Below are 16,896 nucleotides of genomic sequence, written 5' to 3'. Positions count from 1 at the left end.
TATTTTTGAAATAAGATTTTATCAAAAATAGTAACAAACTCATATTTTACTGAGAAAGAACCGAAAGAAGTCTTCTACATATCAACTATATAAAAATCCCTCCACCTTAAGGCAGAGGGACTTTCCAATTCCTATTTCAAACTACCTGCAATCTCCGTAAAGATAACCCCAAGTGCATGTGCACCTGCATCTGGATATCCTAAGCTTCTTTCGCCAACTGTACCAGCGCGGCCCATGCGAGCTACGATTTCTTTCGTGTACTCTGCTCCTTTGACCGCTGCTTCTGCTCCTTTTTCAAAGGCAGTTTTTACGTCTACTTCGTTTGAGGCGCTATCTAGCCAAGAGTCTACACATGGAGCAAGTGCGTCAACAAGTGTTTTGTCACCAACTACTGCTCCTCTGCCGAATGATCTTTCACCGATCGATTGTATGCCTTGCAATGCTGCTTGCAGCATTTCAGCGAATTCTTTCACTGTTAACTCACGCTTCTCGGCTGCTGCTTTACTAGCTGCGCGGAATGCACCGCCCCAAATTGGACCAGATGCGCCGCCGCAATGTTCCATAATAATCATCGAACAGCCGTCAAGGAATGATCCGATCGTTACGTTTTCTTGTTCTACAATAGAGTGCCACTCACGTTTTAATTGCTTAAATCCTTTTGCCACACTCATTCCGAAGTCGCCATCACCAGCATGCGTATCCAGCTCACAGAACGGTACTTCATTTTTAATAATAATATCGCTCATTTTATCAACGAGATAAATCATGTTGTTTAATGTAATAACATTATCTTTAATAACAGCGTGCTCTTCCGCAGTTTCTAGTTCAAAAGAAACTTCCTTCTCTTCTGCCTCTTCAAGTACATTCACGTACTCTACACTTTCAACTGGTCCATCTACTTTAAACGCTGGTGTATTACATTCTTTTGATAGTAATGTTTTTAGCTCTTTATCTAACTTCATTACCGTTAAAGACATACCAGCCATATCAATACTTGTCATATAGTTACCGACGAATACTCTATTAATTTTAATGTTTCTTGCAGCTAGTTCTCTCGTAACTGCGTTGTTAAATAAGTAAAGTTCTTGCAGTGGTGTTCCGCCAAAACCGTTAACTAGAATTGCGATTTCCTCGCCATCTTTTACTCCTAAATCTTTTACAAGGTCATTTGTCATACGGTTCGCTAGTTCATCTGCTGACATCATTTTTTCACGCTTAATTCCTGGTTCGCCGTGAATACCTACACCGTATTCCATTTCATCTTCCGCAAGTGTGAAAGTAGGTGATCCACTCGCTGGAACTGTACAAGACGTTAATGCTAAACCGATTGTGCGCACGTTAGCCGCTGCTTTTTCTGCTACAGCTTTCACCGCTCCTAAATCCATACCTGCTTCCGCTGCTGCGCCGGCAATTTTATGAACTAAAATAACGCCCGCAACGCCGCGGCGTCCTACTGTGTACAGGCTATCTTCTACCGCAATATCATCGTCCACCTTTACATAGTCGACTTCAATTCCATCTTCCGTCGCTAAATGCGCACCGTTTTTGAAATTCATAATATCGCCGCTATAATTTTTAATAATTAATAACGTACCTTTTTTACTAGCTGTCTCTTTAATCGCTTGGTATACCTGAATTTGTGAAGGTGACGCAAACACATCTCCGCACACTGCCGCATCTAACATTCCTTTTCCGACTAATCCTGCATGTGCCGGCTCGTGACCACTACCGCCTCCACTAATTAACGTTACTTTATTTTCGTTCATTTCTTTCTTCTTAATCACTTTATATTTTTTCAAAAGCTCAAGCTCTGGATGAGCCATAACCATTCCGTTGCACATTTCCATTACTAATGTTTCTGGTTTGTTTATAATCTTTTTCATTGTAGTTCTCCCTCAATTCCTTTAATATATTGTGATATATTTGAAATCTTCTTCTTACTAACCATGTTAAAATGAAAGCGTTTTATAGTAAACGGACAAAATGGACAATCTGTCTAAAGACACCGCTCTCATTTATAGATAGGATTTTCATATTAATAACATTCTAGGGATGATTCAGATGACCTCTTCTATAATTTCTAAAAAGATAATCGCGAACTCATTGAAGTATTTAATGGAAACAGAGTCGTTTCATAAAATATCAGTGAGCGATATTATGTTACACTGTCAAATGCGTAGGCAAACTTTTTATTATCATTTTAAAGATAAATTTGAACTATTAAGCTGGATTTATAGAGAAGAAACGAAGGAAAACATTATCGACTTTCTCGATTATGAAACGTGGGAAAACATTTTCGATTTATTATTTGATTACTTTTATGAAAATCAAAAATTTTACCGAAATGCTTTTAAAGTCATTGAGCAAAACTCGTTTAATCACTATTTATTTGAGCATACGAAAAACTTATATATGAAGATTATCGATGAACTATCTGTGAGCTGCGGATTCAGCCTTTCTGATGAGACAAAAAATACGATTGCCTCCTTTTATAGTCACGGCTTCGTTGGAACAATAAAAGATTGGATTGAAAGTAAGTGCGAAGTAGATCCTTCCATTATGTCTTCTCTTATGAAAAATATGATAAACAATCAATTACTACTATTACTGGAGCAATCAGCAAAGTAATTAAAGGGTGGCAAAAGCAATGAAAAAGATTATGAATGATGTACAAAATATCGTTCAAGATATGCTGCACGGCTTTTATTTTGAACATAACGACAAAGTAAATTACGATGAAACGAATAACATCATTTATGTAAAAGATATCGAAAAAATGAAGCAAGACGTCGCTATTATAAGTGGCGGTGGTAGCGGACATGAACCTGCTGATATTGGCTATGTAGGAAAAGGTATGCTTACAGCGGCAGTAAACGGAAGCATCTTCACTCCGCCTACAGTGGAACAAATTGCGGCGGCAACTCGCCTTATGCCAAAAGATAAAAGTATACTATTCATTATTAAAAACTTTAAAGATGACGTTGAGAACTTTCTTGCGGCAAAGCAGATCGCTAAAGAAGAAGGAAGAGAAATTGACCACATCATCGTAAATGACGACGTTTCAATTGAAGATGATGCTTCTTTTAATAAAAGAAGACGCGGCGTCGCTGGTACTGTTTTCGTTCAAAAAATACTTGGTGCGGCCGCTCTTGAAGGCCATTCTCTAGAAGAACTAACAACACTTGGCCGCTCTATCACTAAAAACTTACACACATTAGGAGTTGCTCTTTCCCCTGTCAACGATCCAGTAAAAGGAAAAGCTTCATTCACATTAAATGACGATGAAGTGTTTTATGGCGTCGGCATTCACGGAGAAAAAGGTTACCGTAAAGAAGCACTATCCTCTTCTGAAATATTAGCGATCGAACTAATGAACAAACTAAAAAGCATTTATCGCTGGAGAAAAGGAGACAACTTCGCTATCCTCATTAATGGACTCGGCGCAACTCCATTAATGGAACAATACATTTTCGCAAACGACATTCGCCGTTTGTGTGAACTTGAAGGATTGCAAGTGACATTCGTAAAGGTTGGTACACTGTTAACTTCTTTAGATATGAAGGGTGTTTCGCTTAGTTTGCTTAAGGTAGAGGATTTTGATTGGGTGAAGTGGTTGAAGGCTGATGTTAGAGTGGGTAATTGGTAAGTAAAAATTATGATGATAAAAGCCTTTAACTATAACAAGTTAAAGGCTTTTTGCAAATTGAAATATCGTACGGGCATTAACAAGAAATTCGTAATTGCCTCACTGAATGATGACAGGTCTTCCAAATAAAGCTGGATGATAAATTAACATCGCTCCTACAAATGAACATACTAAACAAAAAATAGCCTCGTATTTTATAACTAGAGAAGAGCTGGTATCAAGCTTTTCCCCCTCTCTTTTAAATATCATTTTTAAAGCTCTATATAATAAATACCCAATAATCGCCCCGAGGGTGTTCGTAAATAAATCATCAATATCTGTAATTCTATTATTTAACAATTGATTTAACTCAATTGCCAATGAAAAAAAGAATCCTGCACATACCGTGTTTTTTATTTTTCTAAAATACGGCCAAATCATCGGTAATAAAAAACCGAACGGCATAAACAGTACGATGTTCAAAAGATACGTAGTACTACCTGCCGTATCAAATAGAGTCAAGTTGATTTGACTTACACGAATCCACGTTTCATATCTACTTATATCCCATACAGTTGCAATCTGCGTCACCTTATACACTAACGAAAGGTAGAACAGAAAAACATATACCCATAGAAAATGCCGAATAGATATGTTTCTTTTCGCTTTAAAATAAAATCCAATTTGAAATAAAATACAAAACATAATTGTAAAAAAATAAGTATACAAATAACTCATTAAAACTTCTGTATGCATGTGGAATCCCCTAACTTTACATTTTCATCTATTATTTTAGAATATAGTTTAAGAACCAGTACTTTGTTCATATGTTTAATCTTTTACTTTGTCTTCGAATATAGGGAATATATTAAAAATATAAAATCCCCACTTCTTCATTTTCAGTCTCCTCCTTGATGTAACTTGTTTATAGGATAGGAAAAACTTTTAAAATAAAAAGTGGGGGAAATATAAAATTTTTCTTAAATTTTATGTTAGATTTTATTATTACTCTAATTACTAATCCGCTATTCGTTGTTAGGCAACAGTATGCTTAAACTTAGGTTTCACTTTATCCCTTCTCATCCCTCATACTGTAATACCCTAAATTAATAATAACCAAGAAATACCCACCCATAATTCCAGCAGCGAATGTCCACATGAATTCATGGTGTTCAATTTCATACATAATAATCGCGCCGAGTATTGCGGCTGCGAACCGATTTATCATTCCAAGCATCGGTGCTTTTGCTTTTTTTACAATGCTATCTCCGAACTTTTCAATACGCCTTCCTAAAATCCAGGCGCAGTACATACTCACCAAAAGGCCAATGCTTATCCCTACGAACTGTGCTGAAAAAGGTGTCACAAGCCATCCCAATAACATTATGCCTAGCAAACAATACATTTGTATGTTGAATGATCTTAATGCCATACGAATCATGTTATTCTCCTTTATCTTTCTCATTGTAATCCCGTATCATCAATCCAATCTTCCAGGCTTCAAGCTTTCAGCTATATCTTTTTTAAAATGAGGGAATTTGATTTTGCTTACCATTAAATAAGCGAGTACGCATGTACCAAACGCCACGGAAACTGGATTCTTTAAAAAACATAAAATGAGGAGACACATTGCCGCAAATGGAATCGGCATGCCAATAAAGGTTGGGAGTTTGCTTTGCTTTGTGTTAAATCTTGCAAGCCGAAGCATGCCGCAAATACTGTAAGCAAGCGCGCATATCATCCCGATAGACTGCAAATCTTTTAACGAGGCACTATATGCCAGAATAGACGGTGCCACACCAAAAGTAACTAAATCCGCAAATGAGTCCAACTCTCCACCAATTTCCGAAACAGAATCAAGTTTCCGAGCGACCATACCATCTAAAAAGTCAAACAACATACCTGTAATAATAAAAACTGCTCCCAAATAAATATCGTGAACGAAAACAGCGTAAATAGCTAAAAGCCCACATACAAAATTTGCTATCGTAATCATATTTGGTATGAAACTCATAATACACTTCTCCTCCTTTCTACTAATTGCTTCATCTACGTTCTTACTCATTACAATCAAGATCTTTCTGTTTTTCTTCCAATATGACTTTATTTATTTTCGTTAACGTATCTGTCATTTGCTCTAGGGCGTTTATATCGATTTTAGAAAAATATTTCTCAATTAATACATCATCTAACTCCGACAACCGCTCTATATACTTACTACCGTTTGGACCAAGTGTAAGAAAATACTCCCGTTTATTATTAGGGTTTACTTGTTTTGAAATCATCTTCTGTTTCTCCAATTTAGATAAAACTTGACTAACGGCACTTTTTGATATATTAAAAGTAGTCGCAATGTGATTTGCTGTCGTGTTTTCATTTAAATTAATATGAAATAGCATGCTCTCTTGCTGTCCTGTAAGACCGAACTCATCTTTTAACTCCTGAAATAGTAAAATGTAGAATTCATTATAAGCTCGGTTCATTTCATTAATTACTTCTTTATACGTTCTAGTCATAGCGTTATTCCTCCATGCTTTTATTTCGTTTCGTTTAATAGTTAAGTTTACTTAACTTAACTATAGTATACCGTTATGTTCGTGTAAAGGGAAATATAACGCTACACTTTACTCACAATGATACAAAAAAGAAGACACTCTTCTAAAACAAGTTAAGTCCCTTCTTCCTCACCGCTTCCTTCATCCAAATACCCGATTAATCGTTCTGAATAATCAAAAAGAAAATCAATTAAATTCCATATAGACCCATTACTGGTTAAAATGTTATAATGGAATTACCCTACATAGTTACTCATAGCCAGACTGAGGAACTAGCGTCTTATTAAGTAATGCGCATAACTAAAATAAAAAAGACACTTTACGGTGTCTTTTTTATTTATATTCCTAGGAATCATCTCTTTTATAAACAGACTCTATCAAACAGTAAAGGAGACAAACAGATGGAACATCCTGTTGCAAGAGAATTACGTTTTATACGGGTATGTCTTATCATTTTGATTATTGTCATTGCATTCTGGGATCGTGAGAAAACTGTGGAAATTACTGATCACGGTAGCGACCCTATCTTAAACACCAGCAATATGACCCAAGTTGGTGAGAATACATTTGCATACAAAGACGAATCGAATCAAATTAAAATATTTAAGTTTAATCCAGATACAAATGAAATAAAATTAATAAAAGAGTTTTATGCTAACGAATATTAATTACATGAATTAAATAATTCAAATCTGTAGAAGACACTTTAAAGTGTCTTTTCTTTATGAACTACAAAGTATGAGGACCCAAGCCATTAGCTACAATTACGACTAAGGCTTTTACTATATAAAAAATAAAACATAGTAAGAATAGAATACTCAATTAAATTATTTTTCCCTTCACAAACTACATCCAAAAAGTTGGATAACTTCTTTTACTACTCATATTATTAATGAATAAAGCAATAACTACAATAACAACGGAGCCAATTAAAACTGGTGTTACTAAATAACTCCAACTATTTGCCCCTAAAATTACGATAATCGGATCGGCGCCTGCCGGAGGGTGCGTCGTTCTCGTTAACATCATAACGGCTATTGCCATCCCCACCGCTAAAGCAATTGTCCAATATTCATTCCCAAACAAATGATATATTGATAGACCAATGAAAGTTGAAATCAAATGTCCTCCAATAATATTACGCGGCTGAGATAATGGCGCATTCCAAACTCCAAACGCTAATACACAACTCGCACCAAATGGAGCCATTAATAATTCTGTAGAGGTTATGCTCGTTAAATATGTTAAGGTAAGAATTGTTAAAAATCCCCCTAGTAGTCCCGTTAAAGAGTCCTTTACATTTACTTGTAATGGGCTTCTTCCTTTCCCTTTCATTTTTGTAAAATATCGTACACTTATTGGTTGAGGATCTTTCTGCTTAGTTGCTGTTATATTATCCATCGTTCTCCTCCTTTATTTACCAACAATTATAACCCGGCATAACTAACCTGTAAATATCAATTTAAGGGGTTAGTTCTAAAGTGCAAAAAAAGAATCAACTGTTATAAGTTGATTCTCTAAACTTCTTCAAATTTTCGATCCTGAAATTTTGCTACCTTTTTCCGGTTCCCACATATTTTCATAGAACACCATTTTCGTTTTCCACTCTTATCTATAAATAATAAAACACAGTCAGGATTTGAACACCTTTTAAGAGAAATAAGCTTATTTTCTGCTATTAACGTTAAAGCGTCAAATGCAATTAACGATGCGAGTACATCCTCGATTTCTCCAACTGGGATAGATACTAGCTGCTGTTCAATGATTTTATATGTAAATGGTGCCTTCTCAATTTGTTTTTCTAAATACGTAATAAAATCATTAGAAATTTCTTGCTGATCAGCAATTGCCTCAAACTGTTTTCTCAATACTTCCCTTACCTCTAATATGCTAGATGTAACTTGATCCATTCGCTTCTGAATTCCTATAAGTGTTTTTTCATTCCAAAAAGGAAGATTAACCTTTATTACATGTAGCCATTCTAATACATCTTCATTTGTTATTAATAAATCATAACGTTGTCCACGCCTAACTAGCTCTGTATTTACTAAATCTAATGAGAGATTTCCCGATATAAGCGGGAATTGTTTTGTTTCCTGCATGTACTTATCACCTTCTCTTTAAATAATCATATTCCAAATTAATACAGAAGTACAACTTTTTTATAAACTACAAAGTATGAAGATTAAGGCCTTTAGCCATAATTACGACTAAAGGCTTTTGGTATGTAAGTAAATGAAAAAGGAGCTAATTTTATGGAACATAATAAAAATGGAGTGCTTGCTTTAATTGTTTTATTTGTAGGACTAGCATTTTTTGTTATCGGTATGGTTTATCATTTATGGGGAACGGTTTAAAAATAAATAATAATTCATTTAAGAAAAAGTACTCGTATGAGTACTTTTTTTAATGTCATATAAAAACATTCTAAACTTACTTACATGCATACAATTATCAAAGATAGTTATATAATTGAGAAGGTTTTAAATTATCAATCTATATTTATGTTGATTAGGAAAGGAGCTAAAAATGTTAGAAATCATTTTTGTTGCTGCATTACTTTTATCTAGTATCATTCCCATCTTTATCAAACGGGGTTTGACGAAAAAAAATGGAGTCATTTTACTAATAAATTATACATTATTACTTGCCACTATCATTGTAATTGGTGCAAACTGGCGCATGATTCCCGCCTATTTCTTATTGTTCGTTTTAACATTACAAGTTTTTTTGAAACCAAAAACTACAGCCGTTTCTAAAAAGTTAGTGATGAAAGTTTTAAAAGGTTTAGGAATTATCGTAACTGCTATCGTAATGTTTACATTACCTTTACTTTTTCCGATCATAACACTCCCAGAGCCTACTGGAAAATATACAGTAGGCACGAAAGCTTTTCATTTAATTGATACAAATCGAAAAGAAACAACTGTACCAAATAATCATGGAAATCGTGAGTTAATGATACAAGTATACTATCCTGCCGCAAAAGGATTAGGGAATCCTTCTGCCTATTTTGAGAACATAAACGAACTGGGTGAACAATTGGCAGTAACAAACGGTGCTCCGTATATCGTAACGACACATTTAGGGCTGACAAAAACACATTCTTATCAAAATGCTAAGCCACTTCAAGCTAAAGAAAAATTCCCCCTCCTTTTATTCGGCCATGGGATGGGATTATATGGTCAACAAAATACATTCCAGTTAGAGGAATTAGCTAGTCAAGGCTATGTAGTAATCGCTCTTAATTTCACGGGATATGCAGCAACAACGATTTTCCCTAACGGAAACCGTGTAGACTCTATACCAATTGAAAATACACCTACGGCCTTAAATACCATAGTTCAAAAATGGGAACAGGATACTACTTTTGTTTTAAACGAAGTAATAAAAGGTAATTTCGATAAAAGTTTTAAAACGATCGCAGACTTAATTAACTATGACAAAATTGGAATGTTCGGTCACTCTTTTGGCGGAGCAACTGCCGCACAGATGCTAGTAAAGGATACGCGTATTAAAGCTGCAATTGATATGGATGGCGGATTGTTTGGCGACCCAATGCCTAAAGACGGTCCTCAGAAACCATTCATGTTGATGAATGCTGAGGCGACGATTCATTATATGAAAGAAGCGGAGAATCAAAAGACAACCGGAATCCAAAATGAATTATTGGAAATATCCTATTTAAGAAATAAAACGATTGAAAAACCGGGCGTGTACACAGTGGTAATTCCAAAAACAAACCATACCAGTTTTACAGATTTAGCAGCATTTTCACCTATTATTAATGAACCAGACGAAGATGTAGCCGCAAATTATACACTCATTAATAAACTAGTAACTAGCTTCTTTGATCAAAATTTAAAAGGGATAAACGAAAATCATTTAGAAGAAATTCAGAAGCAATATCCTGAACTTCAGCTCATGAAACACTAATAATCATTCATTTCCCTAGTCATGTAACCCCTCACTACGCTTGAGGGGTTTCTACTTTAACACAATTATAAAAAAGGCCTCATTACTGGGGCTCTCAAAAAATAATACGAATAAATGAATTAAAACAAATAATAGATAATTAAAATAGGAGTCGACAATCGTTATTTTCTTCTTATTTCTAAAGCAATATGGATATATCTTCTTAACTTCATTTGGATTGTACAAGCAAAAGAAGACATCTTAATTGATGTCTTCTTTTTTTATAGTTTTATGAATTTTTTTGAGCAGCTGCTCTCCAATCACGAAAAGATGTTGGGCGTCCAGAAACAGCTCTTTGCTTTGTAACAGATGGTTTTTCTTCAGGAGTCATTGTTTTTTCTTTAAGAGTCGCTGGTTTTTCTTTAAGCGTCACTGACTTTTCTTCAAGAATAGTCACAGCTGTTTGCATTTTCTCTAACTGTTCTTTCAACAATTGTTGTTCAATCTTTAAATCCGTAAGTAAACGTAAAATCATCTCAGAATTAGCCATAAGATCCTCCTTCCCCCAATACACAGAATAAAATACAATATGTAGAAGACAAAATTCCGGTGACAAAAATAAGATCGTCAACTCTTTTTAACTTCCAAAATCCTTTTATTTTTTTAAGGACCTGCTCCATTCACCCTTAAAAACATAAATTAAATTAAATCCATTAATAAATGGTCTTTATGGAAGGAGGAGTTAATATGGGCTATGGAGGTAGTTGTGGTGGAGGCTGTGGTTTCGGCGGCGGATTTGCCTTACTTGTTGTGCTCTTCATCTTATTAATCATTGTTGGCGCTAGCTGTTGGGGCGGCGGATTCGGCTGCTAAGGAGAGGCACTCTTGAGAGTGTCTTTTTTTGATATGTGGCTCGTATACATATTGTTCAAATCTATATATTTTTTAAAAATATAGATTTAAAGCATATTTCTCAATGAATAAAACAATTTAACATGGTAAAATAATAGTTGGATGGGAGTCCAATATATTATTAAAATTAAGATGGTTCAAGTCGAAGGAAGGCACCTTAGGGTGTCTTTTCTTTATGACTTCTATCATCAACAAAGGGTGATACAAACTATTACATATGTTTGTACCACCCTTTATTGATGCGTTTAGACTTCACAGTTGTTGAAGTTTTAGACTTCTCCCTTAGTGTACCCATATTATTAGAACATCCTGTAATCTGTAGACAAAATGTAGCTAATAAAAACAATATTAATAATTTCTTCAATAAATCCTCCTACATGCATAAAACACCATATGTTACAAAACAAACATAACATCAACCCTTTATAAAAACAATATAATCCTCGGTCCTTAAGCTATCTCTTAACATAGGAGTACCGCTACATATTCCTCAAGCTAAGATTTTAAAATATCCTTTACTTAAGGAATTTGTAAGTATCAAGTAAGAAAAACGAGAGCTTTGTTTCGTATAATCAAAATATAAAGTGAAGGAAGAAAGATTATTTCTGGGATTAATATGCATGTGACAAGAGAAGAAAGCTACGTTTTTTTAGAATAATAATATGAGTATGTCCAAGTTTTGGAGATTGCTTGCAAATATTTTGAAGTTTTCGCACCAGAATTCTAATTACCATACCTGTTTTGTACCATCACGTATTGGAGGTTAAAACATGAATAAAAAAAAGAAAATACAAAGATCAGTACTTACCTTTCCCCTACTCTTTTCTTTAGGCGTTTCATCTTTCCCGCTTACAACAACTATTCACGCAGATACACGCGAAGAACAATCTGCTGAAAAGAAACTAGTCTCTTTAACGGAGCGTACATCATTATTTTTTGAATATCTCCAGCAAGGTAAGTATGCAGAGGCACTACAGTTGACGTCTACTGCTTTTCAATCCAAGTTTACAGCAACCACATTACAAAACTGGTGGACACAAAGTGGCTGGAGCGGGATAAAAAGCATGGGAACCCCCGTGATAAAAGAACGAAACTTGGTCCATCAGACGGTAGAAATTCCAGCAGCTACCGAAGGAACTACCATACCGCTACTCCTTAAATTCACACCTGGCGGGAAAGTAGATGAAATTGGAGAAAGGCCACCCGAAGAATCTTATACCATCCCACATCCTAGCTATGATCAACCTGACTCCTATCAAGAACGTGAAATCGTCATTGGAAATTCTACCTATCCGTTACCAGCGACATTAACAGTTCCGAAGCATCAGCGTGGTGAAAAGGTACCCGTCGTTGTTCTTGTGCATGGTGCTGGCATCCATGATCGCGATGCTACCTATTTGGGAACAAAAATCTTACGAGACCTTGCGGTGGGCCTTTCATCCAACGGAATTGCAGTGTTGCGCTATGAAAAACGCACCTTAGAACATGCATTAAAGATGAGTGCAGAACCTGTTACATTAGACCGTGATACTACAGATGATGCCATATATGCAGCAAAGTCAGCAGCGCAGCAGGAAGGCATTGATCCAAATAATATTTTCATTCTCGGACATAGCCAAGGAGCTGGCACAATGCCGCGTATACTGAGCAAAGCGCCTTCCTCACTTGTTCGAGGAAGTATCTTACTCGCACCACCTGCACGCCCTTTGACTGACATTGCCATTGATCAGTATCAATACCTTGGGAAACCACAGGAAGAAATCGATGAACTAAAAAGACAGGCTGCTTTTATTCAGGACCCTACTTTCAATCCTGACCATCCTCCAGCTGGCTACAATTTTGGGTCACCTCATTTTATGTATGATGTTTCTAGGTGGCGTCCAGTTGAAGAGGCAAAATCACGAAAAGAGCCTTTACTCATTCTGCAAGGAGCACGTGATTATCAAGTAACAGTAAAAAATGAATATACAAAATGGCAAGAAGGGCTTGCAAACCGCAGGAATGTTCAGTTCAAAAAATACCCGGAATTGAATCATTTCTTCACGGAGGGTGACGGGGAATTAAGTCTTCCTAGTGAATACGAAATCCCTGCTAACGTTCCCGAATACGTCATCCAGGACATTATTACATGGGTTAACGAGACAAAAAAATAAGAAAACATCAAAAGCCTTCATACAATCATCATTGCGTGAAGGCTTTTTGAAACTAGTGATTTAGACATATCTATTATAATTATATTTTTCTACGCACTAAATAAAAAGCTAAGGACCCCATCATAACAGGTGCAACGAAGTCAAAGAAATATGAAAAAGAAAAAGTAAAAAGAAAAAGAAATGGTATAAGTGTATAGATAACTGCTAGTCCTATAAATAAAGGAATTCCAAATTGAAACTCTCGACATCGTTTAATTTCCCTATATAAAACTTCCCCAAGTAAACAAGCTATGAGAGCTGGTATACTACCATAAGTGACGATAGTTTTTATGAATCCATGTAAAACGTCCGGGTGAATAAAGCTAGGATTAAAAATATATGAAATTAAGAACCATCCAAAAATAAAAGCAAACAGACTTGCAGCATAACTAACTACAAATTTTATCAAAGTAAGCAACGTAATCATCCCCATAATTCCCTAATATTATCTTCATTGTATCATTTTCTCTTAAAAAGACTCCAAAAGGATATACTTGCCCTTCAGTTGTCTTTTTTAACGCTTGTTCAAGACGTATTTTTTGATGTTATGTTGTATAAAAAACTTTTGGGAGCAACCTGTTCGAAAAATTGATAAAGAATAAGCGATTGAAGGATGAAAACAGAAGACTACAAGGAAAACTGTATGAACAAATATAATGAAACAAGGCTCTTACTTTGTAGTGGTATCCACGAAGTAAAAGCCTTGTTTTTTCTACTCATTTTTTATATCAGTCTTGATTTTCCGATGGAAAGGCACAGAAAATCTACTACAGAAGGTGTGATACCTCTAGGATTAACAAATTCTTTAAATTTCTGTATATCCCTCTACTTTTGGAATGTGCCTCTAATTCAGCGCGAACTTGTATTGTATCCGGATCCATTTTTTCTAAAGCATGTTCAGAATATTTACGAACATTGATTTCAAGTTTTTAAAACTCATTTATTGTAACTGTAAAATGTGGTTTGAATTTTACTTCGATTGTTTTGTTTTCTACGCCACCTTGGACATATAATGAGTCATTACGGGTATAGATTCGTTTCGCCGAATGCATCTCGGTTTCAAAGATGCATGTATTTTTATAATACAAATTTAATTCAACAGTTTCCTCGTAATAACACATAATCATTACTAATTCAAAACCTAATTTATCTATTTTATTATATCTATATGCACCTGCACCTGGAATAAAATAATCTTCTGGTTCACTCTCGAATATTTCTAATAATTCATATTCATCATATTGTATATTCAATTTAACAACTCCTTACGTGAATGGGCTCAATCCACTTTATTTATAATATTCACGATTTATTAGGTACAACGGATACAACATCGCCATTATCATTCAATACGACTCTAACATCTTTCCCATCGTATTGCCATAGACCAGGTTTATTTCCGGGTTTTTTAGTAGCATGCTTAATTGTTTCTTCTACTACACTTGGTGTTACACCACGTGGATCAACTTTTTTTAATTCCTCCATGTATTCTTTTGATCCGAATGTGTAACCATTCCTTTCAGCTCTTTCACGTGCACGCTTTGTAAGTTCTGCTCGAACCTGAATTGTATCAGGCGCCATTCTTTCAAGCGCATGTTCAGTATACTTACGTCCATCAATGACGCCGCCAGCATTCCGAAAAAATCACGCTAAGCAAAAAATATAATAAGCTGTCGATATAGACAGCCCTTTAGTCGGGTAAGCGGGGGGCATCGCTGCCCCCAACTCCCCTCAGAACCGTACGTGACAGTTTCCCATCATACGGCTCAAGCCTTCTTTTTATCCGATTTCAGTCCCTTTAGTATAGGCAAGGTAAGTGAACTAATTTTAAGTTTAAATTAGACAATATGAGGTGTTGCGGAACAGGCATGTCTTTTACGACTACCTTTTCCCCGTTTTGTAGTGGAGTTTTGCAGATAGCGCAGCGGTAACCTTGTTTTCTAGCCAGCTTCATTCTATCCATCGTGTTTTCCGTATCAAATACCTTACGGTCTCTTTTTTCCCAGTATTCTTTCAATGTTGGGTCATCAGGACTATTTTTGAATTTCACCATGTTGTGTCTCTCAATCTTAATCCATGACATATGTAAGAGTTGGATATTTGTTTTCGGGCAGGTTGGTGTCCAAGCATTTCCACCATGATGTGGATGCCTGTAATATCTTGCATATATCCATTTCCACGACTTCTTTGGATGGAGCTGTCGAAGATGTTTGCCGATTCTCCAATAGATATAGCTATCCATTGTACCAAAGATTTTCTTAGAAACGACATGTTTCCAGTATTGCCCGTATCCTCTGATAATAGGATTAAGCACTCGGATGATTTCTCCGATGGGTTGACCCCTCATGACACGTAAAGTATCTCCAATTTTCTTCTTCGCTTTCTGTCTACTGCCCTTACTTGGTTTGATGAACAGTTTATTCCCCTGTTCAGTTTGGTACTGCCGAATCAAGAATCCTAGGAACTCAAATCCTTCCTCAATATGTGTAACCTTCGTCTTTTCAGGGCTTAATTCCAATCCCCTGTCCTTTAAGTAGGGACGAAGTCTCATATATACAGAGAGTGCTTGTTCTTTTGTCTCCGTTAAGACCACAAAATCATCTGCGTAACGGATAAGGGTAAATTTGCAAGCAGGATTCATAATATAACTATCATTAGCTTTATAGTTTTTCTTGTAAGTAATTCCCAAGGTTTCTTCCATTCCATGAAGGGCAATGTTAGCGAGAAGTGGCGAGATAATTCCTCCTTGCGGAGTACCTTCTTGCGTTTCCGCGAAAAAGCTTTGCTCCATGTATCCCATCTTGAGCCATCGCTTCAATAGTTTTCTTCCTGGGAAGTAAGAAGTTTGTTTGAGTATCCACTCATGGTTGAGATGATCAAAACAGCCCTGAAAATCTCCTTCAAATATCCATTTCTTCTTTGTGCCCCCGTTGATTCTATTGAAAATGCTTCGTATGGCATCATGGGTACTTCGCTTAGGACGAAACCCGTAAGAAATAGCTTCAAATCTGGCTTCCCACTGTGGTTCAAGGGCATTTCGCACTATATTTTGATATACCCTATCCTTTATAGTTGGGATGCCCAACGGTCGCAATTTTCCGTTTTTCTTCACAATGTATATACGTTTTGCTGGTTTTGGTCGGTGTTGTAGCGTATTTAACTTTTTGAGTTGCTCATAGAGAAGATTTCTTTCTCTGCGACTCAAGGCTGTATGTTCATCAACACCTGCTGTTCGCTTTCCTTTATTCTGCTGTGTTACTCGTCTAATTGATAACAGTAAGTTTGCTTCGCTTCTCATGAGTAAGCGTTGAAGTTTTCTTACCTTTCTTTGTTGCTGTAACTGTTCGGCACGGTAAATTCTTTGTCGTAACTTCGTCACATACATCTGAACTGCTTTCCAGTTTGTATACGAGACGTGCGCCGACGCTCGTTCTGAGGTGTTCATAACTGCACGCTCCTATTCGTCAGAAGATAACTTACAAATGTATTTCCATGTTGAAGACCTATAAGAAGTGGGCTCCCTTTCAGGCTTGTCATGGGTTTGTCCGTAAGGACGACAATATCCGCTCAGTTATACATATTTCTATGCTTTCCTGTTTCCTTTCGGCTAGCGGCTTTTGCTTTCTCTTATATCCTTTACCCTCTGCCACATCGTTTGACTTTACAGTCATCCTACTGCTTGCGCAGATGACATAGG

At 36.1% G+C, this 16,896-nt stretch carries 17 protein-coding genes and 2 pseudogenes; 6 read left to right on the top strand and 13 right to left on the bottom strand.

The window, feature by feature from the left end:
- Positions 1-131: 131 nt before the first annotated feature.
- Positions 132-1,883, bottom strand: coding sequence for a dihydroxyacetone kinase subunit DhaK (dhaK, locus tag ACX9TM_RS05225; protein ID WP_065381977.1), 1,752 nt, complete (start codon positions 1,881-1,883; stop codon positions 132-134).
- Positions 1,884-2,061: 178 nt separating this feature from the next.
- Between dhaK and dhaS the strand changes: the two genes are divergently transcribed.
- Both dhaS and dhaQ read left to right on the top strand, forming a co-directional pair.
- Positions 2,062-2,628, top strand: a complete 567-nt coding sequence (gene dhaS / locus ACX9TM_RS05220) for a dihydroxyacetone kinase transcriptional activator DhaS (RefSeq protein WP_000204220.1) — start codon at positions 2,062-2,064, stop codon at positions 2,626-2,628.
- A gap of 19 nt (positions 2,629-2,647) precedes the next feature.
- Positions 2,648-3,646, top strand: a complete 999-nt coding sequence (dhaQ, locus tag ACX9TM_RS05215) for a DhaKLM operon coactivator DhaQ (RefSeq protein ID WP_065381978.1) — start codon at positions 2,648-2,650, stop codon at positions 3,644-3,646.
- 99 nt (positions 3,647-3,745) lie between these two features.
- Here the strand turns inward: dhaQ and ACX9TM_RS05210 are convergent, their stop codons facing one another.
- The 4 genes from ACX9TM_RS05210 to ACX9TM_RS05195 all read right to left on the bottom strand — a co-directional run bounded on the left by ACX9TM_RS05210 (position 3,746) and on the right by ACX9TM_RS05195 (position 6,141).
- The gene (locus tag ACX9TM_RS05210; RefSeq protein WP_000556719.1) at positions 3,746-4,381 is read right to left on the bottom strand and encodes a VanZ family protein; all 636 of its coding nucleotides are present in this window, start codon (positions 4,379-4,381) and stop codon (positions 3,746-3,748) included.
- Positions 4,382-4,694: 313 nt separating this feature from the next.
- Positions 4,695-5,066: an ATP synthase subunit I gene (locus ACX9TM_RS05205; RefSeq protein ID WP_000620595.1), complete on the bottom strand. Its 372-nt coding sequence runs from the start codon at positions 5,064-5,066 to the stop codon at positions 4,695-4,697.
- Between the two features lie 39 nt (positions 5,067-5,105).
- The gene (gene pssA, locus ACX9TM_RS05200) at positions 5,106-5,639 is read right to left on the bottom strand and encodes a CDP-diacylglycerol--serine O-phosphatidyltransferase (protein ID WP_000008335.1); all 534 of its coding nucleotides are present in this window, start codon (positions 5,637-5,639) and stop codon (positions 5,106-5,108) included.
- Between the two features lie 43 nt (positions 5,640-5,682).
- A complete protein-coding gene (locus ACX9TM_RS05195) occupies positions 5,683-6,141 on the bottom strand; it encodes a MarR family winged helix-turn-helix transcriptional regulator (RefSeq protein ID WP_000198939.1) in 459 nt (152 codons plus the stop codon).
- A 440-nt stretch (positions 6,142-6,581) separates the two neighbouring features.
- Here ACX9TM_RS05195 and ACX9TM_RS05190 point away from each other — a divergent pair, with 440 nt between their 5' ends.
- Positions 6,582-6,848, top strand: a complete 267-nt coding sequence (locus ACX9TM_RS05190; protein WP_000400965.1) for a YmzC family protein — start codon at positions 6,582-6,584, stop codon at positions 6,846-6,848.
- A 178-nt stretch (positions 6,849-7,026) separates the two neighbouring features.
- On the opposite strand, the gene ACX9TM_RS05185 is transcribed toward ACX9TM_RS05190, so the two are convergent.
- Positions 7,027-7,581 carry an HPP family protein gene (locus ACX9TM_RS05185; RefSeq protein ID WP_000368844.1) on the bottom strand — a complete coding sequence of 185 codons (555 nt, stop codon included), beginning with the start codon at positions 7,579-7,581 and terminating at the stop codon, positions 7,027-7,029.
- Positions 7,582-7,697: 116 nt separating this feature from the next.
- Positions 7,698-8,282: a CGNR zinc finger domain-containing protein gene (locus tag ACX9TM_RS05180; protein WP_001158446.1), complete on the bottom strand. Its 585-nt coding sequence runs from the start codon at positions 8,280-8,282 to the stop codon at positions 7,698-7,700.
- Positions 8,283-8,709: 427 nt separating this feature from the next.
- Here ACX9TM_RS05180 and ACX9TM_RS05175 point away from each other — a divergent pair, with 427 nt between their 5' ends.
- Positions 8,710-10,116: an alpha/beta hydrolase family protein gene (locus tag ACX9TM_RS05175; protein ID WP_065381979.1), complete on the top strand. Its 1,407-nt coding sequence runs from the start codon at positions 8,710-8,712 to the stop codon at positions 10,114-10,116.
- A gap of 268 nt (positions 10,117-10,384) precedes the next feature.
- Here ACX9TM_RS05175 and ACX9TM_RS05170 read toward each other — a convergent pair whose 3' ends face one another.
- Complete coding sequence (locus tag ACX9TM_RS05170; protein ID WP_065381980.1) at positions 10,385-10,645, bottom strand: hypothetical protein; 261 nt, start codon at positions 10,643-10,645, stop codon at positions 10,385-10,387.
- Positions 10,646-10,842: 197 nt separating this feature from the next.
- On the opposite strand from ACX9TM_RS05170, the gene ACX9TM_RS05165 reads away from it, so the two are divergent.
- Together ACX9TM_RS05165 and ACX9TM_RS05160 are read left to right on the top strand one after the other, a co-directional pair.
- Positions 10,843-10,968, top strand: a complete 126-nt coding sequence (locus ACX9TM_RS05165) for a YjcZ family sporulation protein (protein ID WP_000540377.1) — start codon at positions 10,843-10,845, stop codon at positions 10,966-10,968.
- An 809-nt stretch (positions 10,969-11,777) separates the two neighbouring features.
- Entirely contained in the window at positions 11,778-13,160 is a 1,383-nt protein-coding gene (locus ACX9TM_RS05160; protein ID WP_072769939.1) for an alpha/beta hydrolase, read from the top strand.
- Between the two features lie 79 nt (positions 13,161-13,239).
- On the opposite strand, the gene ACX9TM_RS05155 is transcribed toward ACX9TM_RS05160, so the two are convergent.
- The 5 genes and pseudogenes from ACX9TM_RS05155 to ltrA all read right to left on the bottom strand — a co-directional run bounded on the left by ACX9TM_RS05155 (position 13,240) and on the right by ltrA (position 16,644).
- Positions 13,240-13,626 carry a hypothetical protein gene (locus ACX9TM_RS05155; RefSeq protein ID WP_065381982.1) on the bottom strand — a complete coding sequence of 129 codons (387 nt, stop codon included), beginning with the start codon at positions 13,624-13,626 and terminating at the stop codon, positions 13,240-13,242.
- Positions 13,627-13,651: 25 nt separating this feature from the next.
- A pseudogene (locus ACX9TM_RS05150) lies at positions 13,652-13,807 on the bottom strand (GNAT family N-acetyltransferase); the annotation flags it as partial.
- Between the two features lie 321 nt (positions 13,808-14,128).
- Positions 14,129-14,452 carry a hypothetical protein gene (locus ACX9TM_RS05145; RefSeq protein WP_065381983.1) on the bottom strand — a complete coding sequence of 108 codons (324 nt, stop codon included), beginning with the start codon at positions 14,450-14,452 and terminating at the stop codon, positions 14,129-14,131.
- A gap of 49 nt (positions 14,453-14,501) precedes the next feature.
- A pseudogene (locus ACX9TM_RS05140) lies at positions 14,502-14,828 on the bottom strand (hypothetical protein); the annotation flags it as partial.
- Positions 14,829-14,997: 169 nt separating this feature from the next.
- Positions 14,998-16,644: a group II intron reverse transcriptase/maturase gene (ltrA, locus tag ACX9TM_RS05135; RefSeq protein WP_001097732.1), complete on the bottom strand. Its 1,647-nt coding sequence runs from the start codon at positions 16,642-16,644 to the stop codon at positions 14,998-15,000.
- Positions 16,645-16,896: the final 252 nt, after the last annotated feature.

The sequence above is a fragment of the Bacillus sp. LH1 genome, assembly GCF_057924895.1.
Note: the sequence above shows the minus strand (reverse complement) of the source record. Positions and strands in the feature narration are given on the sequence as shown.

What these genes read in the sequence shown, in the direction of transcription:
- dhaK (WP_065381977.1), bottom strand. Translation starts at nt 1,883, where the DNA reads ATGAAAAAGATTATAAACAAACCAGAAACATTAGTAATGGAAATGTGC.
- dhaS (WP_000204220.1), top strand. Translation starts at nt 2,062, where the DNA reads ATGACCTCTTCTATAATTTCTAAAAAGATAATCGCGAACTCATTGAAG.
- dhaQ (WP_065381978.1), top strand. Translation starts at nt 2,648, where the DNA reads ATGAAAAAGATTATGAATGATGTACAAAATATCGTTCAAGATATGCTG.
- ACX9TM_RS05210 (WP_000556719.1), bottom strand. Translation starts at nt 4,381, where the DNA reads ATGCATACAGAAGTTTTAATGAGTTATTTGTATACTTATTTTTTTACA.
- ACX9TM_RS05205 (WP_000620595.1), bottom strand. Translation starts at nt 5,066, where the DNA reads ATGATTCGTATGGCATTAAGATCATTCAACATACAAATGTATTGTTTG.
- pssA (WP_000008335.1), bottom strand. Translation starts at nt 5,639, where the DNA reads ATGAGTTTCATACCAAATATGATTACGATAGCAAATTTTGTATGTGGG.
- ACX9TM_RS05195 (WP_000198939.1), bottom strand. Translation starts at nt 6,141, where the DNA reads ATGACTAGAACGTATAAAGAAGTAATTAATGAAATGAACCGAGCTTAT.
- ACX9TM_RS05190 (WP_000400965.1), top strand. Translation starts at nt 6,582, where the DNA reads ATGGAACATCCTGTTGCAAGAGAATTACGTTTTATACGGGTATGTCTT.
- ACX9TM_RS05185 (WP_000368844.1), bottom strand. Translation starts at nt 7,581, where the DNA reads ATGGATAATATAACAGCAACTAAGCAGAAAGATCCTCAACCAATAAGT.
- ACX9TM_RS05180 (WP_001158446.1), bottom strand. Translation starts at nt 8,282, where the DNA reads ATGCAGGAAACAAAACAATTCCCGCTTATATCGGGAAATCTCTCATTA.
- ACX9TM_RS05175 (WP_065381979.1), top strand. Translation starts at nt 8,710, where the DNA reads ATGTTAGAAATCATTTTTGTTGCTGCATTACTTTTATCTAGTATCATT.
- ACX9TM_RS05170 (WP_065381980.1), bottom strand. Translation starts at nt 10,645, where the DNA reads ATGGCTAATTCTGAGATGATTTTACGTTTACTTACGGATTTAAAGATT.
- ACX9TM_RS05165 (WP_000540377.1), top strand. Translation starts at nt 10,843, where the DNA reads ATGGGCTATGGAGGTAGTTGTGGTGGAGGCTGTGGTTTCGGCGGCGGA.
- ACX9TM_RS05160 (WP_072769939.1), top strand. Translation starts at nt 11,778, where the DNA reads ATGAATAAAAAAAAGAAAATACAAAGATCAGTACTTACCTTTCCCCTA.
- ACX9TM_RS05155 (WP_065381982.1), bottom strand. Translation starts at nt 13,626, where the DNA reads ATGATTACGTTGCTTACTTTGATAAAATTTGTAGTTAGTTATGCTGCA.
- ltrA (WP_001097732.1), bottom strand. Translation starts at nt 16,644, where the DNA reads ATGAACACCTCAGAACGAGCGTCGGCGCACGTCTCGTATACAAACTGG.